Genomic DNA, 25,263 nt, shown 5'->3' with positions numbered 1-25,263 from the left:
AGATTAATTAGGTGTTAACGTGCCAGTGCTTTTTTCCTACAATTATTAATTATTTATCGGCATATTAATTACACTTAATTCGTATATGGAAGGTGGTGCAGATGCCTTTAACACCTTAAATTGGAGTTTATTGGTTTTATACTGAATAGGAAAACGGATCACTTTATAATCGCCTATGGGTTCGTCTGAAAGATAGATGGTTTGCCATTCGCCATTCTTCATGATAGCTACACTGTATTTTTGAATACGTGAAATCCTAACTTGAGAGAAACCATCTTTTTGATCCTTGATATCCTGATATTCGAAAATGCTGATTTTATTAAATGCCTCATTTGGATCAAGATCTATTTCAACACTCGCCATTAGATCAGCCGAAGCCCACCGGGTGTCAAATTTCCCATCGTTTATGGCATTACCGGCAAATTGATTGTCTTTATCCACCCAAGTACTAGTAGCTGTTACCGGCATGTTAATTGATATAAAATTACCATTTTTTGGGAGAGGCTTGTTAAGTGATAAATTAAGTCGTTTACCTAAACTGATAATGGTATTGGCCGTATACTCACGTATTTTTCCTGTTTGATCTGGTGGTACGTTTACCACTAGGCAATTATCATTATAAGTACTCCAATAAAAAAGTTCTTCCAGCTCATCCAAATCCCTTACAGGCAACTCTTCTTTTTTCTCGAACCAGTTCCAACTTTTGCTGATACAAATGGTGTGTTCAAATGGTAGGTAGTATGATTTTCCTTGATGCAGATATTGTTTTTTGTCAAATCTTGTAATCATTTTTGGGTCCCATAACCGAAAATCAGAAGGGAAATATTGGAAAAAGTATTTATTATCCATAGTCATGTTAGCAGGTAAAGTATAATTACGTTTGCCTTCTTCGTTTACAATGGTTTGGTTAACACTTACAGCGCATGCTTGATTGTATTTTTTTACTAATTTATAAACTTGATCTATGCCCCAATCTTCTGGCTTACGGTCCCAGCCCCCATCTAACCAAAGTTCACCTATTGGTCCATAATTAGTGAAAAGTTCAGTCAATTGGTTTAACATGTAATCGATATATTTTTGAGGGTTTTTATCGTTATAAGATGGTTCGTGCCTATCCCATAAAGAGTAATAAATGGCAAATTGGATACCGTACTTTTTACAAGCTGTTGCAACTTCTTTAACCACATCATTTTTTACTGGAGAAGAGGCCACATCATAATCGGTATATTTACTATCCCATAGGCAAAAGCCATCATGGTGTTTGGTTACCAATAGCACATACCTAAAACCTGCGTCTCTTGCTGTACGTACCCATTGGTCGGGATCGAGCTTTGTGGGGTTATAAGAACTTCCTGGTAAAGTTCCATCAGACCATTCTGTTTCATTAAAGGTATTGATGCCGAAGTGAATAAACATCCCGTATCCACGTTTGATCATGGCTGCCTGCGCCAAATTTGGCGAAGTTGCAGGCAATAATGTTTGTGCGCCGCAATAATTAGATGCCAGTATTAAAAAGAGTAAACCAATTAGTGTCTTTTTCATAGTTTTTTATTTAAAGTAGCTGTATAGCACCACCATAATGGTTAAAAGCAATGCCGATAAAAATTTGTAGTTACCAAAACCTGTCCAACCTTTAACCTGTAGCGGCTCCCAGAAGGAGTTCCAGTATAGCTTTTTGCTTTGTTCTGTATGTACTACAGGATAAATGTAAGAACAAGAAACTTGTATGATCACACAGGCAATAAAAAGATAAAAGGCCATCATCATAAAGGGAATTTTGCCTATTAATGTGTCTGGATTAAGTTTGTTAATGGCAAAAACAACAACACCTAAAAATGAACCTAGCCAAAGGGTATATTGAGCTGCTTTTCCTGATGCCTTTTTCCAGAATACGCCTAGTAAAAATACACAGGTAATAGGAGGGGCAATGTGTGCAATGATATCATTTATGCCCTCGAAAAGACTTGTGTATTGATTTAATAGCGGCAATAGGCCAATGGATACAAGTAAGGCTATGGCAGCAGACCATCGACCAACGGTTACCAATTTTTGATCGGAAGTTGCAGGCTTAAATCTTTTGTACAGATCGTAACTGCTTAAAGTAGCAATAGAGTTTAATGCACCTGCAATTTGGCTCATCAGGCCAGAAAGCAAGGCTGCCACCAAAATGCCAATCAAGCCCGATGGTAGTAATTGGGTAATCATCAAGGTATAAATCCCTTTTGTATTTATAACGGTTTTGCCATCAACTACGGTTTGTAGGCCTGATAAATCCATTAAATTGCTTTTGTACAAGGCATAGGCAAATAAGCCAGGTAATACGAAAATAAATACAGGTAAAATTTTTATGAAACCGCAAAAAAGTACGCCTGCTTTTGCTTGGTCTTCATCTTTTGCCCCTAATGCTCTTTGTACAATAGTTTGATCGGCACACCAATACCATATCCCCAAAATCGGATAGCCTAAAAATATAGAAATCCAGCTCATGCCGCTTTCATCCCCAATTGGCCTGATCATGCTTAGCTTATCCATGGAATCATGCTGCTGCAAAACAGTGGTCAGGTTTTCCCAGCCACCCAATTTATTCCATGAAAAGATAGTAATGATAATAGCTCCTGCTATTAAAACCACGCTTTGAATGGTTTCCGTAACCACAACTGCACGTAATCCGCCAATAATGGTATAAAGCCCAGTTAAAGCAGCTATGGTAATGATACTGATGTACATGTTAATCCCAAAGAGCGTTTCGAGTACAATACCGCCAGCCAAAAAAGAAAAAGCAATATGGATGATAATTGCAGAGATGATAGAAATGAATGCCAACCAGTCTCTACAGGCCCTATTATAACGTCGTTCTAAAAAATCGGGCAAAGTGGTAACGCCAGAGCGAATATAAAAAGGAATAAAAAAAACAGCCAACAAGATCAAGGTAAATGCCGCCATCCACTCAAAGTTTCCATTAAGCAGTCCAGAATCAAATCCACTTTGTGCCAAGCTTACCAAGTGTAGACAAGAAATATTGGTGGCAAAAAGTGCAAGGCCTATCATTGGCCATTTAAGTGTTTTTCCGGCTAAGAAATAGTCGCCACTACTGGTTTTTTCACTTTTCTTTTTACGGGTACCAGCCCATAAACCAATAGTTACAATAAAAAGAATGTAGCCAATGGTTATCACAATATCAGTTGTACTTATCATATCTGGTCTGTTTTTGGGTTGATTATTTTAAATCGCAGCTGCTACCAGGTTCTTGTGGCGTGATATAAACTCCTTTTTCTATTTTTATTGGGTTGAGAAAGTGTTGTTTTAAATGCGGGATATGCTCTAGAAACAACGCTTCATGTCCTATGGCAATGTGGTTAAACAGCACCAAGTGCTGGTGTAGTTGACCCATGTCGCCAACATGTGGCACTACCGGAACATTGAATTTTTTACACAATAAACTGATGGTAATGAACTCGCTAACCCCGCCAACACGAACTGCATCAACCTGGGCAAAACCTGTGCAGCCAGATTGTAGGTAGTTTTTGAAAATAATTCTATTTGGCACGTGTTCACCTAATGCTAATTTCACAGGTGCAATTTTTTTTGCCAGGGTTTGGTGTGCCAAGATATCATCAGGATGGGTTGGTTCTTCAACCCAAAATGGATTCATGTGCCTAAGTTCATTACAAATTGATATGGCTTGTGGCAATGTCCATTGTTGATTGGCATCAAGCATCACTTTTACGTTTTCACCTGCAACTTCTCTTACAATATTTGCCCTTCGTATATCTCGTTTAGGGTCTGCAGAGCCAACTTTAAGTTTCATGGCTGTAAAGCCATTGGCAATCGCTTTTTTGCAATTTTCCCTTACCTTTTCGTCATCGTAGTTAAACCAACCCACAGAAGTATCGTAACCTGGGTAGCCTGTGGCTAATATACCAGTCCTAGTAGTTTTTTGACCTGCCTGGTCTTTCAGTAAATCAATGGCCTCTTCCTTGGTCATTACATCTTCCAGGTAAGAAAGATCTAAGGTGTTTACAATTTCTTCAGGACTAAGGTCTATCAGTAATTTCCATAAGGGAACACCCCGTTTTTTGGCCCATAAATCGTAACAGGCATTGGTTACCGATGCAAGACCGAGGTGTACCACGCCTTTATGTGGCCCCAACCACCTAAACTGTTGCTCGTTTGATAGGTTGCGAAATGTGTTTCCAAAATCGCTCATCAATTCTTCTATTTCCTTTCCTTTAAGGGTATTGGCATAAAATTGGGCAGCCTTACAAACTAAATCATTTCCTGCGCCAAGTGTAAATGCTAATCCGGTTCCAGTTTGATCTCCCTCACTTAGTTGCGTTACTGCATAAGAATACTGAGGGTCTTTATGGATGGCATCGCTTCCTGCACCTTTTACTAAATCGAATCGTTTGTCGGTAACTTCTATTTTGTTAATCATTATATCAAGTTAAATAATGGTTCTGTAGCCCAGTTCTGCACCTCCGCTTACTGGTAAAATGGTTCCGGTTATGAACCTAGCGGCATCGCTTAATAAAAATGTACAAGCATCTGCAATTACATCGCCAGCTGGCATGTTACCTAAAGGCTGTAAGTTGTCTAGGTAATGTTGCATTTGTTCTTGATCAGGCTGCTCTTTACTCCATGATTGAAGGGTTGGTGTATTTATAGCGGCTGGCGAAACAGCATTTACACGTATTTTGTAGGGCGCATAATCTAGGGCCATGGCTTTTGTTAAGGCGTTAATGGCACCCTTTGTGGCTACATATGCAGCATGGTTATCTTGGCCAATGGTTGCTGTTAATGAGCTGGTATTTAAAATGCATCCTTGGCTTTCTTTTAAATGTGCCAAGGTATGGCGTGTAGTGTAAAGGATGCTCTTCACGTTAATGTTCATTAACAGGTCCCATTCCTGATCACTGGTCTGATCTAGCGTTTTAGAAGGATGAGCAATACCAGCATTGTTATGTATGGCATCTATTCGGCCAAATTTTTCAATTATGGTTGTCATGGCTGCGGCCACCTCAGCCTCATTGATCAAATTGCAGGTTATTGCTATTTTTTGCTTGGCCTGAAGTTCGTTAAGTCGTGATACTGGTATTGGGTTCTTATCTAAAATGCAAACATTAGCGCCTGCTCTTGCATAGGCCTTTGCACATTCCCAGCCTATGCCATCGGCACCGCCAGTTAAAACAACGATTTTGTCATGAAGCATAAGGATAATATTTGGTTGGAATTAATAAAGCTAATTTATCAACGAATGGCTACAGTAACTAGAGTTTGATTTGCCAATAATGATGCTATATTAGCTATTTTAGTCAGCTTGTTTTAAATTATAGATAATTCAGCGTATTTTTAAGGATTATTCTTTTAAAAATCAACCTTTATGATGAAGCCTGTATTTGCTAAAATACTTGATGGTAAAATAAATGACACCTATGGCCTAAAGGTGATAGACGTACCTTTTTTTTCTACCGATTTTCATTTTCATGAAGAATGTCAGCTAACTTATACCATAGAGAGCGAGGGGCGTGTCATGGTTGGCGATAGTATAGCGAATTTTAATCATGATGAGTTAATTTTTGTGGGCTCAAACCTACCTCACGTATGGCATAATAATAATCAGTATTTTAACCATGAACTGGAAAACGCTCATGCCCGTTCGGTTTCACTTTTTGTACATCCAGAAAAAATACTGCATATTTTTAAGGAACCAGAAAATATACAACGATTAAAGAATTTTTTTTTGTTGAGCAAACGAGGGATGAAATTTGGTTTGCCTACTAAATTGGCGGTGAGCAAGTTGTTGATCAAGGCGGTGTCAGAAACGGATGAAATCAAGATTCTAATAGTGGTGCTCGAAATTTTAAACCTGCTTTGCCATGCAAAAGATTATCAATTGCTTTCAAGTCCTGGCTATACCAATAATTACCAACTTAAGGATAATGATAAAATGGATAGGGTTTTAAAGTACATCTTTGATAATTTCAATACGGAAATACTGCTTGATGAGGTAGCTGAGATGAGCCATATGAATAAGTATGCCTTTTGTAGGTATTTTAAGAGCCGTACCCAAAAAACTTTCGTAACCTTTGTAAATGAGGTCAGGATTGGCCATGCGTGTAAGCTACTAGCCGAGACCGACCAACCCATAAGCGACCTTGCCTATTGCTGTGGTTTTAATAATCTTTCTAATTTTAACAAGTTTTTTAAGATGGCCAAGGGCGTTACACCCAGAACCTATAAAAAAATGCTTTTGTTGAATTGATGACGTATTTAATAAAAATTATTTTTCTTTAAAATTGCTTTTTCGACTTTGAATCGAGGTGTTCGAGCTTTTTTGGTGATTATGTCATTTATGTGTCAACTCTCCGGTTTTTGCCGTTTTTTGAAGTGGTTTTTTTGGCCTTTTCCAGATTGGGTTTTTGGACCATTTTCTTTGTTCCCGTCAACGAATTGAACTCTTTTAGCCTAATGTCAAGTTCTGCACAAGCCTTCAAATCTGCTATAAATTTGTTCGAAATTTGTACCGCCACTGACCCCTAGTTTTAAAGCAGTTCTGAAAAGAGCTGCTTTTTTTGTTTTCAGGATTCATCCGACAACATCAATTCATAGGGTACCCTTTCTTGCCATTTAGTAGAGTAGAAGCTATTAATTTGTGCAAAAAGCATTCGAAACTAACTTAAACACAAACTACAATGCATTTAAAACTTAGATTTTCTATACGGCTAAATTGTATACAAATCAAGTTTATGTAAGATGCTTCATCATCAGAAAAAACCTTAAAGAGAATCAGAAACACTCATACTCGTTTGTGGTTTTGCAATATCATTTATTCTAAAAAAAACTCTTATTTTAGGAAAAATTATGCTCCGTGAAATCTAAACTACTAACGCTCCTTTGTTCATTTTTTTTAATGTTTGCCTTCCATCAAGCCTATGCGCAATTAAAACAGGTTTATAAGGATAGCAATGAAGATAATGAGGTTCGGAAATTCTGTTTTTACTCAAAAACTGAAGGGTATATTGCATTTAGAGATTGGATTGGCTATACCATAGATGGCGGAGCTACCTTTCAAAAGAAGCGTATCACACTTACCAATGTAAATTTTAATGGCTTTTCCGTAAACCTGACTTTTGGCTTTGCTATTTCAGGAGTGAAAGCCTTCGACAAGAATAATTTGATCATATACGGAGATTACGGACTTGTACCGGTAATCCTCACTTCAGCCGATGGGGGTGAGACCTACAAAATCGTTTATCACCAACAAAGTAGCGACACTAAATTTTCTTATATGATAGATATGGTGTTTCCCGACAATGGTAACATTGGCTATGCCATTGATGAGGATCGCATACTTAAAACGACCAACAAGGGCCAAACATGGGTAAGTATCTATCTTTCCACAGGATCATACTACAAGCAAATTGAGGCTTCAGGTACTTTTGTGGCAGCTGTTGGTGCTAGAGAAGTCATTCGATCTACCAATAGCGGCGTTTCATTTACCAAACTTAAGCTCCCAACTGGTTTTAATGGAATAATAAAAAGTGCAACTCATTTAAGCTCGGCAAAAGTTTGGTTAAATCTTGAAGATTACGGTGGTTACCTATATTCCAGTGCTGATGGAGGAAATACTTGGGACTTAAAAAACAATGCGGAATACGATCCCTTGTATTTTACTAAAATAAAATTTTTTGACGACAACCTAGGCTATGCCATTGGCCCTGACTATATCATATATAAAACTTCAAATGGGGGCAAAAACTGGGAACAATTACCTCGGGATAATAACTTTAGTTATCTGAGTTACACTCATTATGATGCTCAGTTTTGGGATAAGGACAATTTTTGGGTTGGTGGTGGTTATGGTTTTATAGAATCAACAACAAATGGCGGGGGTGTGCCCATTCTCCGACCAGTGTTTGGGATAGATCTCAGTACATTATCAACAACAAATACCGTAAAGTTGTTGAATTTTTCAAAGTCAGATTACAGTTTCAAATGGTTGCTAAATGATGTGGTCATTGCAACTTCCTACGATGTAAATTTTCAAAGGGATAATTTTAACCTAAAAAACAAAATTACCTTGGTGGTTACAAGCGGTATACAGACTGCTTCGTTAACGAAGGAGATCTTGCTTCAGCAGGGTGTTCAAATTATGGATTTTTCTCCGAAAGATGCTGGATTAAATTCAATAGTTACAATAACAGGAATAAACTTTACAGGAGCTTCCAAGGTAACCTTTGGAGGAACAAATGCTTCGTCGTTTACTGTTGTTTCTCCCACTACTATTATGGCAAAAGTGGGTGCCGGAAAATCTGGAGAAGTTTATGTGGCAGGTCCAAGCGGCTTTTCAGTGATGGCAGGCTTTAACTATCTTCCCCCTCCAACCATTACATCTTTTGCACCTACAAGTGCGACTAAAGGGAGAACTGTTACCATTAATGGTAGCAATTTCATTAATGTTACAGCAGTAACATTTGGAGGGGTGCCAGTAATGTCATACTCTGTAGTTTCTCCCACAAGGATTGATGCGGTAGTTGGCGTTGGCGAATCCGGAAGCGTGGCCGTAACATCCTTGGGAGGTACTATTGCATTGCTAGGATTCAATATGCTGCCCACCATTGAATCATTTACCCCAACAAGTGGTACAAATGGAGAGATCGTAGTTATTAAAGGGGCTGGATTTTTAGGGGCTACGGCAGTTAGTATTGGCAATACAGCGGTTAAGTCCTTTACTGTGATAAATACAACCATGATTTCGGCGGTTGTGGGAGCTTCGAGTAGTGGTTCTGTAATCGTTACAACCAAAAATGGCACACATTCCTTGCCTGGCTTTACCTTTTACAACCCTCCAAAAATCAATGACTTCAGTCCGCGTTTCAGTACAAGCGGAGGTAGCATAACTATTACCGGGTCGAACTTTAGTAATGACATTAATGGGAATATTGTGTTGTTCGGTGACATTAAAGGAAAGGTGATTAACGCTACTGCTACGGCTTTAACAGTGGAGGTTCCTGCAATTTCTACCTTCAAACCCCTTTCTGTAACTACAAATTCGCTCACGGCAGATGGAAAAACACCATTCGTAAAGACTTTAAGTAGCGAAAATAGCATTAGCAGCGAATCCTTTGCCGATAAAATTTATCTTCCCATAATAGGAAAACCAAGTGATTTTAAACTCTATGATTTTGATGGAGATGGTTTTTTAGATATCGTTTTGCTTATCAAAGGAAGTATTAACACCAACGAAGTGGCATTCTACCGCAACAAAGGAATTGCTGGCGAGGCTAAGTTCGATGAAAAGACTAGTTTATTTTTTCAATCGTCGGAAATTATTTTTAGCGCAAAAGACATGGATGGCGATGGAAAGCCAGATATGGTAATCTGCGATCGATACGTGTACCCAGGGGTTTTCATCTATCAGAATACTTCAAGTCCTGGAAAGATCTCCTTTTTGGCTTCGCCAAACGTTCTTTCTAGCGTCAACAACCCGTATTTTGGGTTCAGGGACATTGATGGAGATGGGAAACCTGATTTCGTTACAGGTGGATTAATCAGAAAAAATACATCTAGCCCTGGCAACATTAGCTTTGCAAATTACGATGAGATTTTTGGGCCAATTGTAGAAATTGCGGATTTTGATGATGACGGTAAGCTAGATATGATCACCTATGACAGTAGCTCCACGCTAAATAAACTCGATGTTTATAAAAACGAAAGTACCTTAGACAAAATTTCTTTTACAAAAGTGCTAGAGATTCCAACGAGCAGGCCATCAGAATTTGTGGCGGCAGACATTGATGGAGACCGCAAAATTGATTTAGTCACGATAAGCAATAATCTTAACGAATTAAATGTTTATAAAAACACAGGTAATAACTCTTTTGCGTTCGCTACACCATTGAAATATCCGGTAGGAAGCCGTCCAACAAGTCTGTCTATTCACGATCTGGATGGTGATGGATTGATAGACGTACTATTTTATAGTGAGGTAGACAAATCTGCATCTGTTTTAAAAAATATCAGTTCAACTGGAAGCCCTAAGTTAGCGCAGAAAGTGATGTTTGCAACACTCAGCAATGTAAAAACAATTAGTGCAGGCGATATTGATCAAGATGGCAAACCAGACATTGTTTTCCAGAGCGAAGGAAACGCTAAGATTTCCTATCTAAAAAACAAAGTCAATAAGTCTCCATTTTTAGTTTCTTTTACTCCTTCAATTGCTAAAAAAGGTGATGTCGTAGTTATTACAGGTACAAACTTTACTGGAGTGAGTACTGTTAACCTAGGCGGATTGCCAGTTGCCAAATTTATAATCGACTCTCCAACGCAGATAACCGCCACGGTTGGCGACGGTGCAAGTGGATCAGTCACTATAGCCAATTCTTTTGGCTCATCAACCTTACCTGGCTTTTCATACGGTCTACCTCCAATCATCAGTTCGTTTTTCCCAGTGAAGGCTAATGCAGGAACGTCCATCGTTATATCAGGTAAAAATTTTAGCGAAAACATCTCAGAAAATAAAGTATTGTTCGGTTTAGCATATGGAACGGTCACTGCTGCCACTTCTACTACGCTTACTGTCACCGTACCATCTAAAGCGACCTATGCACCGATATCGGTGACTTCCAATGGTTTGATTGGATCTAGTATCAATTCTTTTGTACTTACCTTCGCAGGTGACCAAAGTGGTTTTACTGAAAAATCTTTTGCACCTGCAATTCGTCCTCATTCCACTTATAAAAAGGGGACAGTGGCAGATCTGGATGGTGATGGTCAAATGGATTTCATCTACAGCCTGAATAATTTCAACGATAAGTCTTTACATATCTATCGTGCTGGTAAAAAAAATGGACAAACCATCTACGATGCGCCATTAGTCATCCCAATGATCAATCAGGCCGAAACCAGTCTTGTTACCGATATAGATGGAGATGGAAAAATGGATTTAGTGGTTTATAGCTATTATCAGTTTCATGTATTTAAAAACACTTCCGTTCCCGGTAAAATCTCACTCACTCAATTGGATTTTGCTGTAGATGGAGAGAATGATCATTCATTGTCAGATATCAAAGTAGGTGATGTAGATAATGATGGTAAAACAGATGTTGTAATATCATACTACAGCAATAAAAAAATCTCTATTTTCAGAAATGAAAGTAGCGCAGGAACCATTAAGTTTGGACAGCAAGTAGATTTGTTAGCACAAGGTTGGGTTCCAAAACTGATTTTGCAAGACTTTAATGGTGATGGAAAGATAGATTTGGCTTATACAAGCAATTCTTCACACCAAGCTGTAATCCTTAAAAACACAAGTCAAGGTGGGCAAATTTCATTCGATGCTCCATTAATCTTTCAAATTGCAACTGCAGGATCAGATTTGGTTGCAGGAGATATTGATGGTGATGGCAAAGCTGAATTGTTAGTAGCTAGCAACAGTATTTTGGCCTTTCGAAATACCAGTACCTTAAGTACGATTAGCTTTGCTCCGGCTATAGAGGTACTTAAAGAGACAGAAGCCATTTCTGTTGTTAATCTAGCTGATTTAGATGGAGATGGAAAACCTGATATATTTAGGGCAATCGGTGCGGTTGCAGTTTTGAAAAATACTAGTCAGCCTGGAAATATCTCTTTTGCCGAGGGTGTAAAGTATGCACAGCCGCATACTCCAATATTAGGTATAACGGCAGATATTGATGAAGATGGAAAACCTGACATCATAACATTTTCAGAATTCAGTTCTTCTGCAGTACTTTCTAGTAAACAGATTACTAAACCTGTTTTGAGCTATATGTCTTCAACATCAGGTGCACAAGGAAAAATTATAACGTTAACCGGTTTCAACTTCAATTCGGTTACAGGAGTGAGTTTTGGTGGTGTGCAAGCGTCGTCATTTAAGATTGAATCCTCTACTGTGATTACAGCAGTGGTTGGCCTAGGAGATAGTGGTCCTGTTACTTTGACCAGTGATGAAGGTTCGTTTGATTATCTTCAATTTAAATTTACACCTCCGCCGATAATAACGTCTTTCAGTCCGATGGTTGCCGAAATCGGTGAAACAGTTACAATTAAAGGCAAATATTTTACAGAAACATTCAAGGTTTGGTTCTCAGTTTCCTTCCCTTTCACCTTGGTGGATGACAATACTATTACCGTGAAGCTTCCTGCATCAGAGTTTCTACGATCTGGAGAGATTACAGTGCAGACGACTTATGGAACTGCAAGTTTGCCAGGCTTTGTTTTAGCAAAGGCACCAGGTATTTCAGTTGATAAAAATTCGCCTTACTATCTTGGTACCGTATTAAAGCTTACTGCAAATACCGAGTCTTCTTTCATTCATGAATGGCGAAAAAATGGGGTCATTATCCCAGGAGCAACATCAAACGTACTTACCGTTAGCGAGGCTGGATCATATACTGTAGCAATTAAGCACAAAGAAAAATGGTTGGTTTCGCAACCATTTTTGTTCAACGTTTTGAATACACTACCTCAAACCAATTTTAAAATAAAGGCAACGAATGAAACTTGTAGGTCATCGAATAACGGATCCATTGAAATTAACGCTACAGCCAATATGAACTATACGGCTATAGTGTCAGGACCTAGTTTCAACAAGACGTTAAATTTTACTTCAAATTTACAAGTAGGATCACTACAGGCTGCAAATTATACGATTTGCATTACAGCGGCGGGTTACCCAGATTTTAAGCAGTGTTTTGAAGTAGTAGTTACAGAGCCAAAAGACATTACATTGTTTTCATCAATTGTAAATGCCGATCAAACAGTGACCTTAAATTTGGATGGAGCAAGTACGTATCATATTGAACTCAATGGAAAAAACTATACAACGAGCAATAATGATATTACGCTGCCACTTCGCACTGGGAGTAATAGTTTGATGATAACCTCAGATCTTGCTTGTCAGGGTGTAATCAAAAAAAGCATAACATTGGCGTCTGGTATAATGCCTTACCCAAATCCATTTGAACAAATTTTGAAGGTACAGATTGGATCCGAGTTTCACCAGAGAGTTGTAAAAGTATATGTTTACGACTTAAATGGGAGACAAGTTTACTCAAAAGCCCATACTATAGAGAATATGGAGATTTCGTTAGATTTATCGACTTTAACATCAGGGATATATATGCTAAAAATTGAGTCGGAAAATTTGGTCAGACAATCTAAAATCATCAAAAAATGAGATATATAAAATCAATATTCTTAATAGCGATGGCATCCTGTATGTTTAGTTGCGGCGGCAAATCTAAAGATCCGACTCCCACTCCGCCACCAGTTGTGCCACCTGCGCCCAAGCCTAACGAAACAACAAAGGCAGTGCTGATTGCTCCTGCAAAAGATGAGCTATGCACCACGGGTGTCCCTTACACCAGTACAATGAATAAAATTACATTTAAATGGAACGCTTCTGCTTTTGTAAAAGATTATGCTATAACGGTTAAGAATTTAGTAACATCTGAGTTGACCACTGGTACCACAACTAACACGCAAATTGAATTAGCTTTAGCAAAAAACGCAGCATTCTCATGGTCGGTTAAAACAAATTCGAGTTTGAATTCTAGTTCTTTAGAGAGCGATATTTGGCGATTTTACAATGCTGGAGAAGCGACTTCGTCCTTTACCCCATATCCTGCAGAATTGACTTCACCTCTGATGGATGCAAGCGTTTCCTCAGTCAGCGGAAAAATAAATCTCGTTTGGAGGGGTGATGATCCAGACTTTGACATCCTGAGCTATGACATCTACTTCGGAACAACTGCGAGTCCTCCATTGTTAAAGAATGATCATGTAAGTGCATTATTGTCTGTCTCTGTAACTCCAGCGACCGTTTATTACTGGAAAATTGTAACAAAAGACAAATTAGGAAATAAATCAGAATCTTCAGTTTTCAAGTTCACTGTCTTGTAGTTGTCGGGTCTCAGGAATTTATAAAAAACAATGATTTAAAAGAATATAAAAATTTATTTTGGTCAAAATCTTAATAATTTTAGTCCGCATTTAATTAAATCAATGTTTTTCGAAACCTAGTTATTAGGGGTTTTATTGCCTTTTTGTGTTCGAACAACATTGCCCACCTTAATTACATCTCACCTCCCTCAAAAAAATAATTCTAAAAATTAGGAACAGTAATAAATAATTCTCCATATTTGTTTTATTATGACCTACATAATAACTTATTATTTCGTATGCAAATGACAAGGCTTAATGTTTTGGTCCTGTCATTCTTTTTTTTCATTAACCATTCTTTCAAAAGCAGGATTAATGAAAAGGAAACGTTATTGCATAAAACAACGGTATGGGAAGAAAAGGAGGATAGCATTTTTGCTTATTTTGTATATGGTTTACATGTGACTAGCAAGAGTAGCATCCTTGCGTTTGCAGAAGCAAGAATAACAACTGGTGCTGATGATAGCGCACATCATATTGTCATGAAAAGAAGTACAGACAAAGGTGTCAGTTTTTCAAAGTCGCAGGTTGTGGTAGAAAGTAAGGGTGGACAATCATGGGCAAACCCAACAGTTGTGCAAAATCGAAAGACAAAAGAGATCTTTCTTTTTTATGCCTTAAATTACGAAAATAAACATACTGAGGTTTTCTATAAAGTGAGTAAAGATGATGGTTTGAATTGGTCGGAGGCTAAATCAATTACATCCTTGTTTGAAAATAATTTAAATGGATGGACCTTCCATTTACCGGGTCCAGGTCATGGTATTCAGCTAAAGAATGGTAGATTGGTTATCCCAATTTGGCACCGAAAATCGATAACATTTCCAGCAGCACAAAGGAATTATGGAGTTAATTGTATTTATAGTGATGATCATGGCAAAAGCTGGAAAGTTGGTGGCGATACTCCAATTGGAGAGTTGAACGAGTCGCAATTGGTGTCCCAGCAAAACGGAGACTTGTTGTTAATTGGCAGAACTTTAAATCCCAAGGCAGGAGCTTACCAAGCTAAAGTTTGGAGTAAAGATGGAGGGGTAACTTGGTCTAGGGTTTTACAATATGATACGGCATTAACTGGTAAGGTTTGTGATATAGGTCTAACCAATTATTCACCAACAACTTACCTTATTTCTCAACCAGTTGACCCAACTCAAAGGAAAGACCTCAGCATTAGAATGAGTAAAGATGAAGGTAAAACTTGGCCGATAGCTCGTTTGCTAGAAGCTGGCGGAGCAACTTATTCGGACTTAGCAGTGCTTCCAGATAAAAGTATCATCTGCCTTTATGGGCACGGCGGAAGAAAACACATGCCCCAAAAAGTTTCATTGGCCAGATTTAACATGGAATGGCTATTGGAAAAACGAAATAACGATTAAAATACAATGAAAATGAAAAGAATCATCGTGCTAGTATTGATGCTGTTGAGCTGCATCCAAGTTCTACAAGCAAATGTTGTACTTCCTGCGGTATTTGGAAGCGGAATGGTATTACAGCAAAAAGAAAAAGTTAAAATTTGGGGAAAGGCTAAGCCTAATTCTTTGCTTAGCATTACGGCGTCTTGGGATAAATTGAACCATCAGACTAAGGTTGACGCTGCTGGAAACTGGAACATTAAAATCCAAACACCAAAAGCTGGTGGACCGTATGAAATCTCATTTAATGACGGACAGAAATTAGTCATTAACGATATCTTGATAGGAGAGGTTTGGCTTTGCTCTGGTCAGTCGAATATGGAAATGCCAGTTAAAGGTTTTGGCAATCAGCCAACGCTCAATTCAAATGATATCCTTACTGATGCAGATCAACCAGGCGTTAGACTTTTTAGAATTGAAAAGAACTTGAGCAGAACACCATTAACTGTGCTTTCAAATAAATGGGAACATACAAGTGCCGCTAGCGTAAAAGAATTTAGTGCAATTGGTTATCAATTTGCACGTATGTTACAGCAAAAGTTAAATGTTCCAGTGGGAATTATTCAATCGGCTTATGGAGGAACAGATATAGAAGCTTGGATGACTAAAAAGAGTTTAGATGGGTTTTCTGATTTTAAAAATCCACCAGATAGCGCAAAAATCATAAAAAACGATCCTACAGTATTGTTCAATGCGATGATTAACCAAATTGTAGGTTTTCATATAAAAGGAGTTTTATGGTATCAAGGAGAGAACAACAGATTTAATCCACTAACGTACGATAGGAAAATGGCTGCTATGGTAACCGAATGGCGCAAGTTATGGGATATTGGCAATTGGCCGTTTTATTATGTGCAAATTGCTCCTAATGTTTACAAGGATGTCAAAGAAAACATCCCACTTTTATATGAGGCACAGGCAAAAGCAGCAGCGCTCATTCCGAATTCTGGAATGGTGGTAAGTGTAGATGCTGGAAGTAACACAACCATACATCCTCCAAATAAAACCATCATCAGCAAACGGTTACTTTATTGGGCATTGGCAAAAGATTATGGAAAAGAAGGTATCTCTTTTATGGGTCCAACTTACAAATCATTAAAAATTACTGGAGATAAAGCTGTCTTAAGTTTTGATCATGTTGTGATGGGATTAACGAGTTACGATCAAAAAATCATCTCTTTTGAAATTGCCGGAGAGGATAAAGTCTTTTATCAGGCAAATGCCGTAATAGCAGCCAGAACAATTGCAGTAACTAGCGAGAAAGTAAAAGTGCCTGTAGCGGTAAGGTATGCCTTTAAAGATACTAGTGCTGGTAATTTGTACAATGTTGAAGGATTGCCAATGGCTCCTTTTAGAACTGATAATTGGTAAGCTGTAACGTAAACAATGAAGCCTTAATGGTTTTTGAAATAATAATTTAATAATGAAAACAATATTAGGGGTCGATATTGGCGGCTCACACATTACTTCCCAACTGGTAGATATTGCTAAAAAGGAAGGGCTTAGTTCAACCTGGCAAAGGAATCATTTAAACACCAACGCTAAAACGGATGAAATTATCGATATATGGGCGAATACAATAGAGTCTTCTATGGCTAGTTCTCCATTTAAACCACAATATATTAGCCTAGCCATGCCTGGCCCAATGGATTATAAAAATGGGATTTCCCACATTAAGGGAATGAACAAATACGATGATCTTTATGGTAAGGATATTAAAGAACTCTTGGCTAATAGGCTAGGTTTTGAAAAATCAAATATCCATTTCATGAACGATGCTGCTTCTTTTTTACAGGGTGAGCTTTTTAATGGAAGTGTAAGCGAGTTTGATAATGCGATCGGCTTAACATTGGGGACGGGACTAGGTACAGCACATACAGTTAAAGGCAAGGCACAAGATTCAAACCTTTGGAAAACGCCATTACTTAGTGGCATAGCAGAAGATTATATCTCAACAAAATGGTTTGTTAGCAGATTTAAGGAACTAAGTGGTGTGGCAATTAAAGATGTAAAAGACTTGGTAGATAATCATCATCACTCACCACATTTTCAAACTTTGTTTGAGGAATTTAGTAGAAACCTTTCCTCTTTTTTATATTTCTTCATTACTAAAAAAAGACCATTGGCTGTTGTAATTGGTGGTAATATTATCAAAGCTGAACAATACTTTTTAGACAAAACAAGGAAATACCTAGCAGAAGCCATGGGTTATAGCATTCCTGTTCGCCCATCTCTTTTAGGTGAGCAAGCTATGATTTTAGGTGCTGTTGCTCGTTTTTGTAATTAATTAAAATAACGATAATTTTCCGGCTTGATGTTTTATCTAGCCTTAAATAGCTTGATTAAATACTTGGGCGTTTTAACACGCTGTACGCTGTATCTTTTTGGCTATCCTTCGACTACGCTCAGGATGAGAGCCAAAAAGGATGCCGCTTCCATCGTTAACGCTCGTAAAGCTTAAAAGAACCACTCAAAGTATTTATTAATCAAATAAGAATATTAAAGCCACTTATTGGTCAGCATCCAATTGTAGCAACTTTCTATCCATTTGTCTTTGGTGGTAGGATTATTTAGTCCATAGCCATGACCGCCTGCTTGATAAATATGTAATTCTGCCTTTATACCTAATTTTTGAAGCGCCAGGTAATAATTAATGCTATTTGCTACAGGAACTACTTTGTCGTTACTGCTATGCACTAAAAATGCAGGTGGACAGCTGGCTTTGACCTGAAGTTCTGCAGAATAAGCAATTACTTTTTCCGCAGATGCTTTTTCGCCAATTAATTTCGTTTTAGAGCCAACATGTACCAAGCTATCAGTAAAACTGATAACCGGATAAACCAATACAGAAAAATCTGGCCGTAGGTTGGTGTTTAACTTATTCTCAATTAATTTTCTTTCGAACATAACAGAAGCAGTGGCCGCTAAATGACCTCCTGCAGAAAATCCCATGATCCCAACCTTATTTGGATTAATGTTCCACTTAGAAGCATTTTCTCTTATTAATTTCATCCCTTGTTGTGCGTCTTGCAGTGGACCTATCTCTGTATTTACCATAATTTGTGGACTTGGTAATCTATATTTTAATACAAAAGCAGCAATACCTTTTTTATTTAACTCTAAAGCGATATCCCTTCCTTCCATGTTAACAACCAAATAAGTATATCCACCACCAGGGCAAATCAATACGGCAGTTCCGTTGGCAATTTTTGGATCAGGCAGGTATGCCGTAATTGTTGGAATGGTTACACCGCTCAACCTTGTTTTCTTTACGGTATCTATTTTTTCGACAAGATCATTCTTAATGGAGTTTGGAATATCTGTGTAAAGATTGACGATGGTTTGTGCTTTAGCTGATATGGTTGCAAAACAGATACTTAAAAAACAGGTAATCAAAGTGGTTGTTCTCATGTTAATATTTTTTACTAAAATAAATAATTTGTAATTATGTCCAACATATAAGGTATATTATTTAGCAATAATAGTGCATCTTAATTATGTTCTACATAAGAATTTAAAATTAATATAAAAAAATCATTAAAATGTTTTTATGTATGACATATTAATTTTATGTTTGAGTAATCAATTATAAATAACAGATGAAAATAACAGGCATAGTAGCTGCAACATTTGCTGCATATCAGAAAGATGGATCTTTAAATCTTTCAATCATTCCTTCTTTAGTAGATAAATTAATATCGGAAGGAATTTCTGGAATCTATATATGTGGTACCAATGGGGAAGGCCCGAACATGACTGTTGAAGAGCGTATGGCTATTGCAGAAGCATATGTGAAGGCTGCGAACAAGCGAATTCTTATTTTAGTACATGTTGGACATACGTCAATAGCAGAGTGTAAAAAATTAGCAATTCACGCAGAAAAAATTGGTGCTGATGCATTTTCATCAGTTGCCGCATTCTATTTTAAGCCTGTTTCGGTTTCAAATTTGGTAAACTGCATGGCAGAAATTGCTTCTGCAGCGCCAAACTTGCCATTCTACTATTATCACATGCCTACATTAACTGGCGTTGGAATGGATATGGTAGAGTTTTTGAGACTAGGTGAAGAACGTATTCCTAATTTGGCTGGAATAAAATACACAGCATCGTCACTTCATGAACTTCAAGCTTGCTTAAATTTTAATGAAGGTAAATTTGAAGTACTGTCTGGTTTTGATGAATTATTATTAAGTGCACTTGCTATAGGAGCTGTTGGAGCAATTGGTAGCACCTACACTTTCGCCGCACCAGTTTACATAGAAATTATAAGATTATTTAAGGCGAACGAAATTGACAAAGCACGTGATCTACAATTAAAAGTGGTAGATTTTATCTTGTGTTTTGCTAAATATCCATCTATTGCCGCCCAACGAGCAATCATGAAAATGCTAGGCTTTGATCTTGGCGATGCAAGATTGCCATTGGTTCCATTATCTGATGCTGATTATAACAAGCTAAATGGTGAATTGAAGTCAATTGGTTTCTTCGATTTGCTTCAAACTTATGCTCCTGCGAATATCGTGAGTCAGGAGCAAGCCATCGCCAACTAAAAAAGGCCAATTCTATCACGTAATATATAGCATGTTTTGCTATGTATTACGTGATGTTATTCTATTGTCTTTGCTACAGCAAGAAGTGGAATAGTAAGTATCACTACGTTCAAAATTTTGGTAATAATTTTAACCTAACCCAAATATAATCGTATGAACAAGAAAATTAAACTAAGCTTTGTTGGATTTGGACTATTGACTTTCATGGCCTGTGCTAAACAACAAGAATTCCAAGAAAGTAATTTGCTATTAGACAAAGAACCACAGGTTCAGGCTTTGGCTGCTACACAAGTGCATGAACAGGCAAAAATCTTTGATGGTGGTACTGGTGGGTACCATTCTTTTCGCATTCCATCCCTAATCAGGACCACTAATGGAACATTGATAGCTTTTGCAGAAGGACGAATGTCGGACAATAAGGATTATGGCAATATCAATGTAGTTTTCAAAAGATCAACAGATAATGGTGCTACTTGGTCTGCCATGGGCGAAGTAGTTGGCGTTGGTCCGGGTACTTGGGGAAACCCAACGGCTGTTGTAGATCAATCAAATGGTAGAGTATGGCTATTTATGTCATGGAATGATGATGTACATAATCAGTCTGGAACGGATGGTTATCAACCTATAGACAGTTGGGGAGAACGTAAAGTATACGCTTCATACAGCGATAACCATGGTTCAAGTTGGTCAACCCCATTAGATTTAACTGCTACCTTATTGCCACCCGGACAAACTTGGGACGCGATGGGGCCAGGTGTTGGTGCGCAAAAGAACAAAACAGGAGCAACAGGTAGGTTAATTATTCCTGCTATTGGCAGAAATATTTATAGTGATGATCATGGACAGACTTGGGCTTATCAAACCTTGCCATCTGGAACCAGCGAGGGAACAGTGCTAGAAAAACTAAACGGTGGTCTAATTCGTAACGACAGAGCCGTAGGTAGCCAATGGGAATTATCTAAAAGAAGAAGAATTTCTAATGGGACAATTACAAGTTTCCCAAGTTGGACCGCTGATGATGAACTGCTTGATCCAGCTTGTCAGGCTTCCGTACTTAGGTATACAGACAGCCCTAACCGAATCATGTTCCTCAATTCTGCCAGTACAGAAACCAGAGGAAAAATGAGGGTGAGGATTAGTTACAATGAAGGAAGCAGTTGGCCAATAAGTCGCAGGATTTTTGATAACTTAACAGAGCAACAAGCTATTGATCAGGGAAAGGGTGGTTATTCAAGTATGGCTAAAACGGCTGATAATATGGTTGGTGCATTGATTGAAATCAATGAAAACACTGCTAGCTCGGCAACGAGTAACCGTTCTATAGAATTCCATAAATTTAACTTACCATGGATTTTAAATGGTTCAGTAGAACCTTAATATAAAACTTAAGTAATTGTAAAGAAAAGGCAAGATTTTTAGATCTTGCCTTTTCTTTTTAGCTACCCTATGAACCTAGTTAGTATCACTTTTCTTTCTAAAATCTTTACTATCGGTTAACCATTCGATGTTAAAGCGTGCAAACCATAATTCATCCCAATAGTAAGGCGTTTTTGCATCCTTTCCTCTCTCGTAAACAATCCCAATGGTTTGATCATCTAGTACAACCAGTGAAGAATAAGACGAAGTATATGGATAGATTGTCTTGTTAATTGGCCAGCTTTTGCCTTCATCATAACTTAAACGTACCGACATATTAATACGTCCATAAGGATGTTTTGCGGTTCTTACATTGTTTTTTGGATTGGAAAATAGCAGGCGATTTTGGCCTCCATCTTTCATGGATGATAAACGAATGATGGCTGCATTACAACTAGTTTCTTCCAAATTATTATCGAGGTAACTTTTGCCCCAGGTATCACCGCCATCATGGCTGATGTTAACGATCCGTTTAATATTGGTGCTATCAGTAGTGTTTCCATTTCTAGCGTTTATCATGACATCGCCATTGGCTAATTCTATTAATTGTGCTTCCGATGCTCTTTCTACAGCAACTGGGCCAACCTGCCACGATGTGCCATTGTCATCACTATAAACTACGTGGGTAGCATTTTTTCGCCTTATAGGAACAAGCAATCTTCCATTTCTTTTTCCTGTAATTAAGCGGATGCCCGAATTGCCTGGGCCAATACCATAACTTTGTTGCCAATTTTGCTTCCAGTCCTCAGCTTTGCTAATAGAGTCTGGAGGTGAACTTACCCGATTAGTAGAACCACTGTAACTATCCCATTCAGGTTTTGTTACCTCATTGTGAATAGATTTTGGCGTACTCCAACTTTTGCCATTATCCATCGTATACATCATGTAGAATTGCTTTTTATCCCTCAAAAAGAAAAGATATACTTTTTTGTTTATTCGGTCTACAAGGGTAGTTGGATCAGCATGAGATTCGTTATTGCCACCAAATAATAAAACTTCCTTTTCCCAAGTTGCGCCATTGTCTGTACTTCGAGTCATAATGATGTCTGTATAACCTACATCTGCAACGCTTTTCCTTCGCTTTTCTGCAAAAATTAAGAGGTTGCCATTGCTTGTGCTAACTATGGCAGGAATTCTATAATTAGGTTTGTTTTTTTCTGCAAAAGGAAAAACAAGTGTTTGTTTGATAAATGGTTTTTCAGATTTTTCTTGTGCAAATGAAGGGTGGCAAATGAAGATCAATGCGTAGGTAAGGCATAGAAATAGCTTTGTCATTTGTGAAAAGATTATGCCCTTGTTAGGTGGGCTGGAAGATACTTGGTACATATATCAAATATAAATAAATAGTTATGTAGGACATAAAAATTATGTAATATTTACGATAAAATTTGGAAGTTATTAAAAAAAGCAACACATTTGATATGTAGTACATAATGTGTTTATGTAGGAATAATTTAAACCAAATATTTTACCAGTATGAAGTCCCTAATGCTTAAGCCGCTCCATTATTTAATCTGTTTTGTGTTTTTCATCAGCATTGCTGGATGCAAAGTTCGTATGCAAAATAGTAGTGAATCAACCACGGTTACCGTTTTTGAACCTAAGGGAAGTGCCTACGCTTCAATGCGTATTCCCGCGTTAGTTGTATCTAAAAAAGGAACTTTATTAGCTTTTTGTGAAGGTCGAATTGCAAGTGCAAGTGATTGGGCAGAAATGGATATCGTGTTAAAAAGAAGCTTTGATGGTGGTAAAACCTGGGCAGCAGAGCAAATTGTAGCGCCAAGAAGGGGAATTGAGCCAACTAGTAACGCCACGCCAATTGTAGGTAGTGATGGTACAATCCATTTGTTATACCAACGTGGTTATGCAGAGGCATTTTATATTAAATCTACAGACGATGGTAAGACATGGACTCCGCCAACCGACATAACTTATGCTTTTGAGAAATTTAAAGCAAGTTATAACTGGAAAGTATTAGCCCCTGGTCCTGGGCATTCTATACAATTGCAAAATGGAAGGTTATTGGTGCCTATTTGGTTAGCAGATTCAGATAAACTCTTACCGCATAAAAGTCATCGTCCATCTAGCATTGCCACCATTTATAGTGATGACCAAGGTAAGACATGGCAAAATGGAGATATCATTGCAATCAATAATCCAAACTTTAAAAATCCAAGTGAAACGGTAGCAGTTCAATTAAATGATGGAAGAGTGATGTTAAACATTAGGCATGAAACTGATATTCGAAGAAGGGGTATAAGTTATAGTGCAGATGGTGCTACAAAATGGACAGTGCCAACTTTTGATGAAGAACTTTATGAACCCATTTGCATGGCCAGCTTAATTAAATTGCCAAACCAAGGGACTGATGGTAAAACAGCTTTACTTTTTGTTAATCCTGATACCCAGAACGACCCTAAAATACCACGTAAAAACCTTACAGCTAAAGTTAGCTTCGATGATGGTGAGAATTGGACAGTAAAAAAAATATTGGACGCAGGTTTTGCAGGTTATTCAGATTTGGCTGTAGGAAAGAAGGGCGAGATTTATTGCCTTTATGAATCTAATGAAACGGTAAGTAGAAACTATCGCATTGTATTAAAAACAGTTAAAATCAGAGATCTAATTAGTAAATAATATAAGAGAAAATATCTCTCATCGTAGGTAATAAATTAATTTTATGTACTACATAATGATTTATTATTATATATTTGTTCTAGCTACCTGATTGATTATCGGGCACCAACCAAATTTAAATCTTGCAATGAATATATTCCTAAATCGCTTTGCTATATTAATGATTGGCTTAATTGGGGTTTTTTCCATCAAATCTTCATTTGCCCAATCTTCAGTTACTATACCGCTTAATTTTATTTATAAACCTGGTGATGGGGGATATGCTTGTTTCCGCATCCCAACATTATTAACAACTTCTAAAAATGTAATGCTTGCATTTGCAGAGGCTCGTAAACTTAACTGTGGTGATGCTGGTGATATAGATATAGTCCTAAGACGCTCCATTGATGGTGGCAAAAATTGGTCTGAATTGCAGGTGGTTCGAAGTGACTCAACCAATACTTGTGGTAATCCGGTTTCAATTTTGGATAAAACAAATGGTAGAATCCTATTGGTGACTAGTTGGAATTTAGGAACAGACCATGAGAAACAAATCATAGATTTAAGCAGCCAAAAAGGTCGCCAGGTCTATGTACAACATTCTGACAACGATGGCAAAACCTGGACTTCAGCAAAAGAAATCACTAGTAGTGTTAAAATGAATAACTGGACATGGTATGCAACAGGTCCTTGCCATGGGTTACAAATTGCAAATGGACAATATAAAGGCAGACTAGTTGTGCCCGTTAACCATGTGGAAATGCCTGCCAAAAAGAATTTTGCTAACATTATTTATTCTGATGATCATGGTGATACTTGGAAGCTAGGTAACAATACGCCACAAGATCAAATGAATGAAACCACAGTTGCGGAAATTGGTAATGGTAGATTAATGTTGAATATGCGTAATGCCGATAGAACAATAAAACAAAGACATACTAGTATAAGTAATGATGGCGGACAAACTTGGTCTGATGTGAGAAAGGATAGCATACTTGTAGAACCTATTTGTCAGGGTAGTTTATTGAATAGTGCAATTGGTAAAAAGCCAGTGTTGTTTTTTATCAACCCAGCACACAAAACCAAAAGAATGAATTTAACCCTACGCACAAGTTTTGATGAAGGAACTTCTTGGACAAATGCAAAAGTTATTCATGCTGGACCAGCCGCTTATTCTGATATTACAACCTATAAAAACAAGGGATTGGGTATTTTGTATGAGGCAGGAATAGAAAAACCTTATGAAGGTATTGCCTTTCAGTTGATCAATTTAAAAGAAGCCACAAAACCATAATTAGAAATAACGTCGC

The 25,263-nt window shown here is 37.7% G+C and carries 16 protein-coding genes; 10 read left to right on the top strand and 6 right to left on the bottom strand.

All coding sequences use genetic code 11. The features are described 5' to 3' along the window. Positions 1-45 precede the first annotated feature (45 nt). The 4 genes from R2Q59_RS08145 to R2Q59_RS08130 are packed head-to-tail and all read right to left on the bottom strand — an operon-like array spanning position 46 to position 5,209. Positions 46-1,542, bottom strand: a complete 1,497-nt coding sequence (locus R2Q59_RS08145) for an alpha-L-fucosidase (protein ID WP_316785077.1) — start codon at positions 1,540-1,542, stop codon at positions 46-48. Between the two features lie 6 nt (positions 1,543-1,548). Continuing rightward, on the bottom strand, positions 1,549-3,195 hold the full coding sequence (locus R2Q59_RS08140) for a sodium:solute symporter (protein ID WP_316785076.1): 1,647 nt from the start codon (positions 3,193-3,195) through the stop codon (positions 1,549-1,551). A gap of 22 nt (positions 3,196-3,217) precedes the next feature. Then, on the bottom strand, positions 3,218-4,435 hold the full coding sequence (locus R2Q59_RS08135; RefSeq protein ID WP_316785072.1) for an enolase C-terminal domain-like protein: 1,218 nt from the start codon (positions 4,433-4,435) through the stop codon (positions 3,218-3,220). Between the two features lie 9 nt (positions 4,436-4,444). After that, the gene (locus R2Q59_RS08130) at positions 4,445-5,209 is read right to left on the bottom strand and encodes an SDR family oxidoreductase (protein WP_316785070.1); all 765 of its coding nucleotides are present in this window, start codon (positions 5,207-5,209) and stop codon (positions 4,445-4,447) included. 171 nt (positions 5,210-5,380) lie between these two features. Between R2Q59_RS08130 and R2Q59_RS08125 the strand changes: the two genes are divergently transcribed. From R2Q59_RS08125 to R2Q59_RS08100, 6 genes are all read left to right on the top strand, one after another. Continuing rightward, positions 5,381-6,262, top strand: coding sequence for an AraC family transcriptional regulator (locus tag R2Q59_RS08125; protein WP_316785068.1), 882 nt, complete (start codon positions 5,381-5,383; stop codon positions 6,260-6,262). Positions 6,263-6,910: 648 nt separating this feature from the next. Beyond that, positions 6,911-13,198 carry an FG-GAP-like repeat-containing protein gene (locus R2Q59_RS08120; RefSeq protein WP_316785067.1) on the top strand — a complete coding sequence of 2,096 codons (6,288 nt, stop codon included), beginning with the start codon at positions 6,911-6,913 and terminating at the stop codon, positions 13,196-13,198. A gap of 29 nt (positions 13,199-13,227) precedes the next feature. After that, positions 13,228-13,923: a hypothetical protein gene (locus R2Q59_RS08115; protein ID WP_316767696.1), complete on the top strand. Its 696-nt coding sequence runs from the start codon at positions 13,228-13,230 to the stop codon at positions 13,921-13,923. 284 nt (positions 13,924-14,207) lie between these two features. Beyond that, positions 14,208-15,335 (top strand): sialidase family protein, encoded by a 1,128-nt coding sequence (locus tag R2Q59_RS08110; RefSeq protein WP_316785065.1) that lies wholly within the window; start codon positions 14,208-14,210, stop codon positions 15,333-15,335. A 12-nt stretch (positions 15,336-15,347) separates the two neighbouring features. Continuing rightward, on the top strand, positions 15,348-16,742 hold the full coding sequence (locus R2Q59_RS08105; protein WP_316785063.1) for a sialate O-acetylesterase: 1,395 nt from the start codon (positions 15,348-15,350) through the stop codon (positions 16,740-16,742). A gap of 52 nt (positions 16,743-16,794) precedes the next feature. Further along, positions 16,795-17,658: an ROK family protein gene (locus tag R2Q59_RS08100; protein ID WP_316785061.1), complete on the top strand. Its 864-nt coding sequence runs from the start codon at positions 16,795-16,797 to the stop codon at positions 17,656-17,658. A 212-nt stretch (positions 17,659-17,870) separates the two neighbouring features. Here the strand turns inward: R2Q59_RS08100 and R2Q59_RS08095 are convergent, their stop codons facing one another. Next, on the bottom strand, positions 17,871-18,782 hold the full coding sequence (locus R2Q59_RS08095; protein WP_316785058.1) for an alpha/beta hydrolase: 912 nt from the start codon (positions 18,780-18,782) through the stop codon (positions 17,871-17,873). 188 nt (positions 18,783-18,970) lie between these two features. On the opposite strand from R2Q59_RS08095, the gene R2Q59_RS08090 reads away from it, so the two are divergent. Further along, on the top strand, positions 18,971-19,921 hold the full coding sequence (locus R2Q59_RS08090; RefSeq protein WP_316785056.1) for a dihydrodipicolinate synthase family protein: 951 nt from the start codon (positions 18,971-18,973) through the stop codon (positions 19,919-19,921). A gap of 153 nt (positions 19,922-20,074) precedes the next feature. Next, the gene (locus tag R2Q59_RS08085; RefSeq protein ID WP_316785054.1) at positions 20,075-21,298 is read left to right on the top strand and encodes a sialidase family protein; all 1,224 of its coding nucleotides are present in this window, start codon (positions 20,075-20,077) and stop codon (positions 21,296-21,298) included. A 75-nt stretch (positions 21,299-21,373) separates the two neighbouring features. Here R2Q59_RS08085 and R2Q59_RS08080 read toward each other — a convergent pair whose 3' ends face one another. Then, positions 21,374-22,612, bottom strand: a complete 1,239-nt coding sequence (locus R2Q59_RS08080; RefSeq protein ID WP_316785052.1) for a sialidase family protein — start codon at positions 22,610-22,612, stop codon at positions 21,374-21,376. Between the two features lie 213 nt (positions 22,613-22,825). Here R2Q59_RS08080 and R2Q59_RS08075 point away from each other — a divergent pair, with 213 nt between their 5' ends. Both R2Q59_RS08075 and R2Q59_RS08070 read left to right on the top strand, forming a co-directional pair. After that, complete coding sequence (locus tag R2Q59_RS08075) at positions 22,826-23,974, top strand: sialidase family protein (RefSeq protein WP_316785050.1); 1,149 nt, start codon at positions 22,826-22,828, stop codon at positions 23,972-23,974. Positions 23,975-24,101: 127 nt separating this feature from the next. Then, positions 24,102-25,247 (top strand): sialidase family protein, encoded by a 1,146-nt coding sequence (locus R2Q59_RS08070; RefSeq protein WP_316785047.1) that lies wholly within the window; start codon positions 24,102-24,104, stop codon positions 25,245-25,247. The last annotated feature ends 16 nt before the right edge of the window (positions 25,248-25,263 follow it).

It is taken from the genome of Pedobacter frigiditerrae, from assembly GCF_032678705.1.
GTDB classification, from domain to species: Bacteria; Bacteroidota; Bacteroidia; order Sphingobacteriales; family Sphingobacteriaceae; genus Pedobacter; species Pedobacter frigiditerrae_A.
This window is presented reverse-complemented; position numbering and strand designations above follow the sequence as displayed.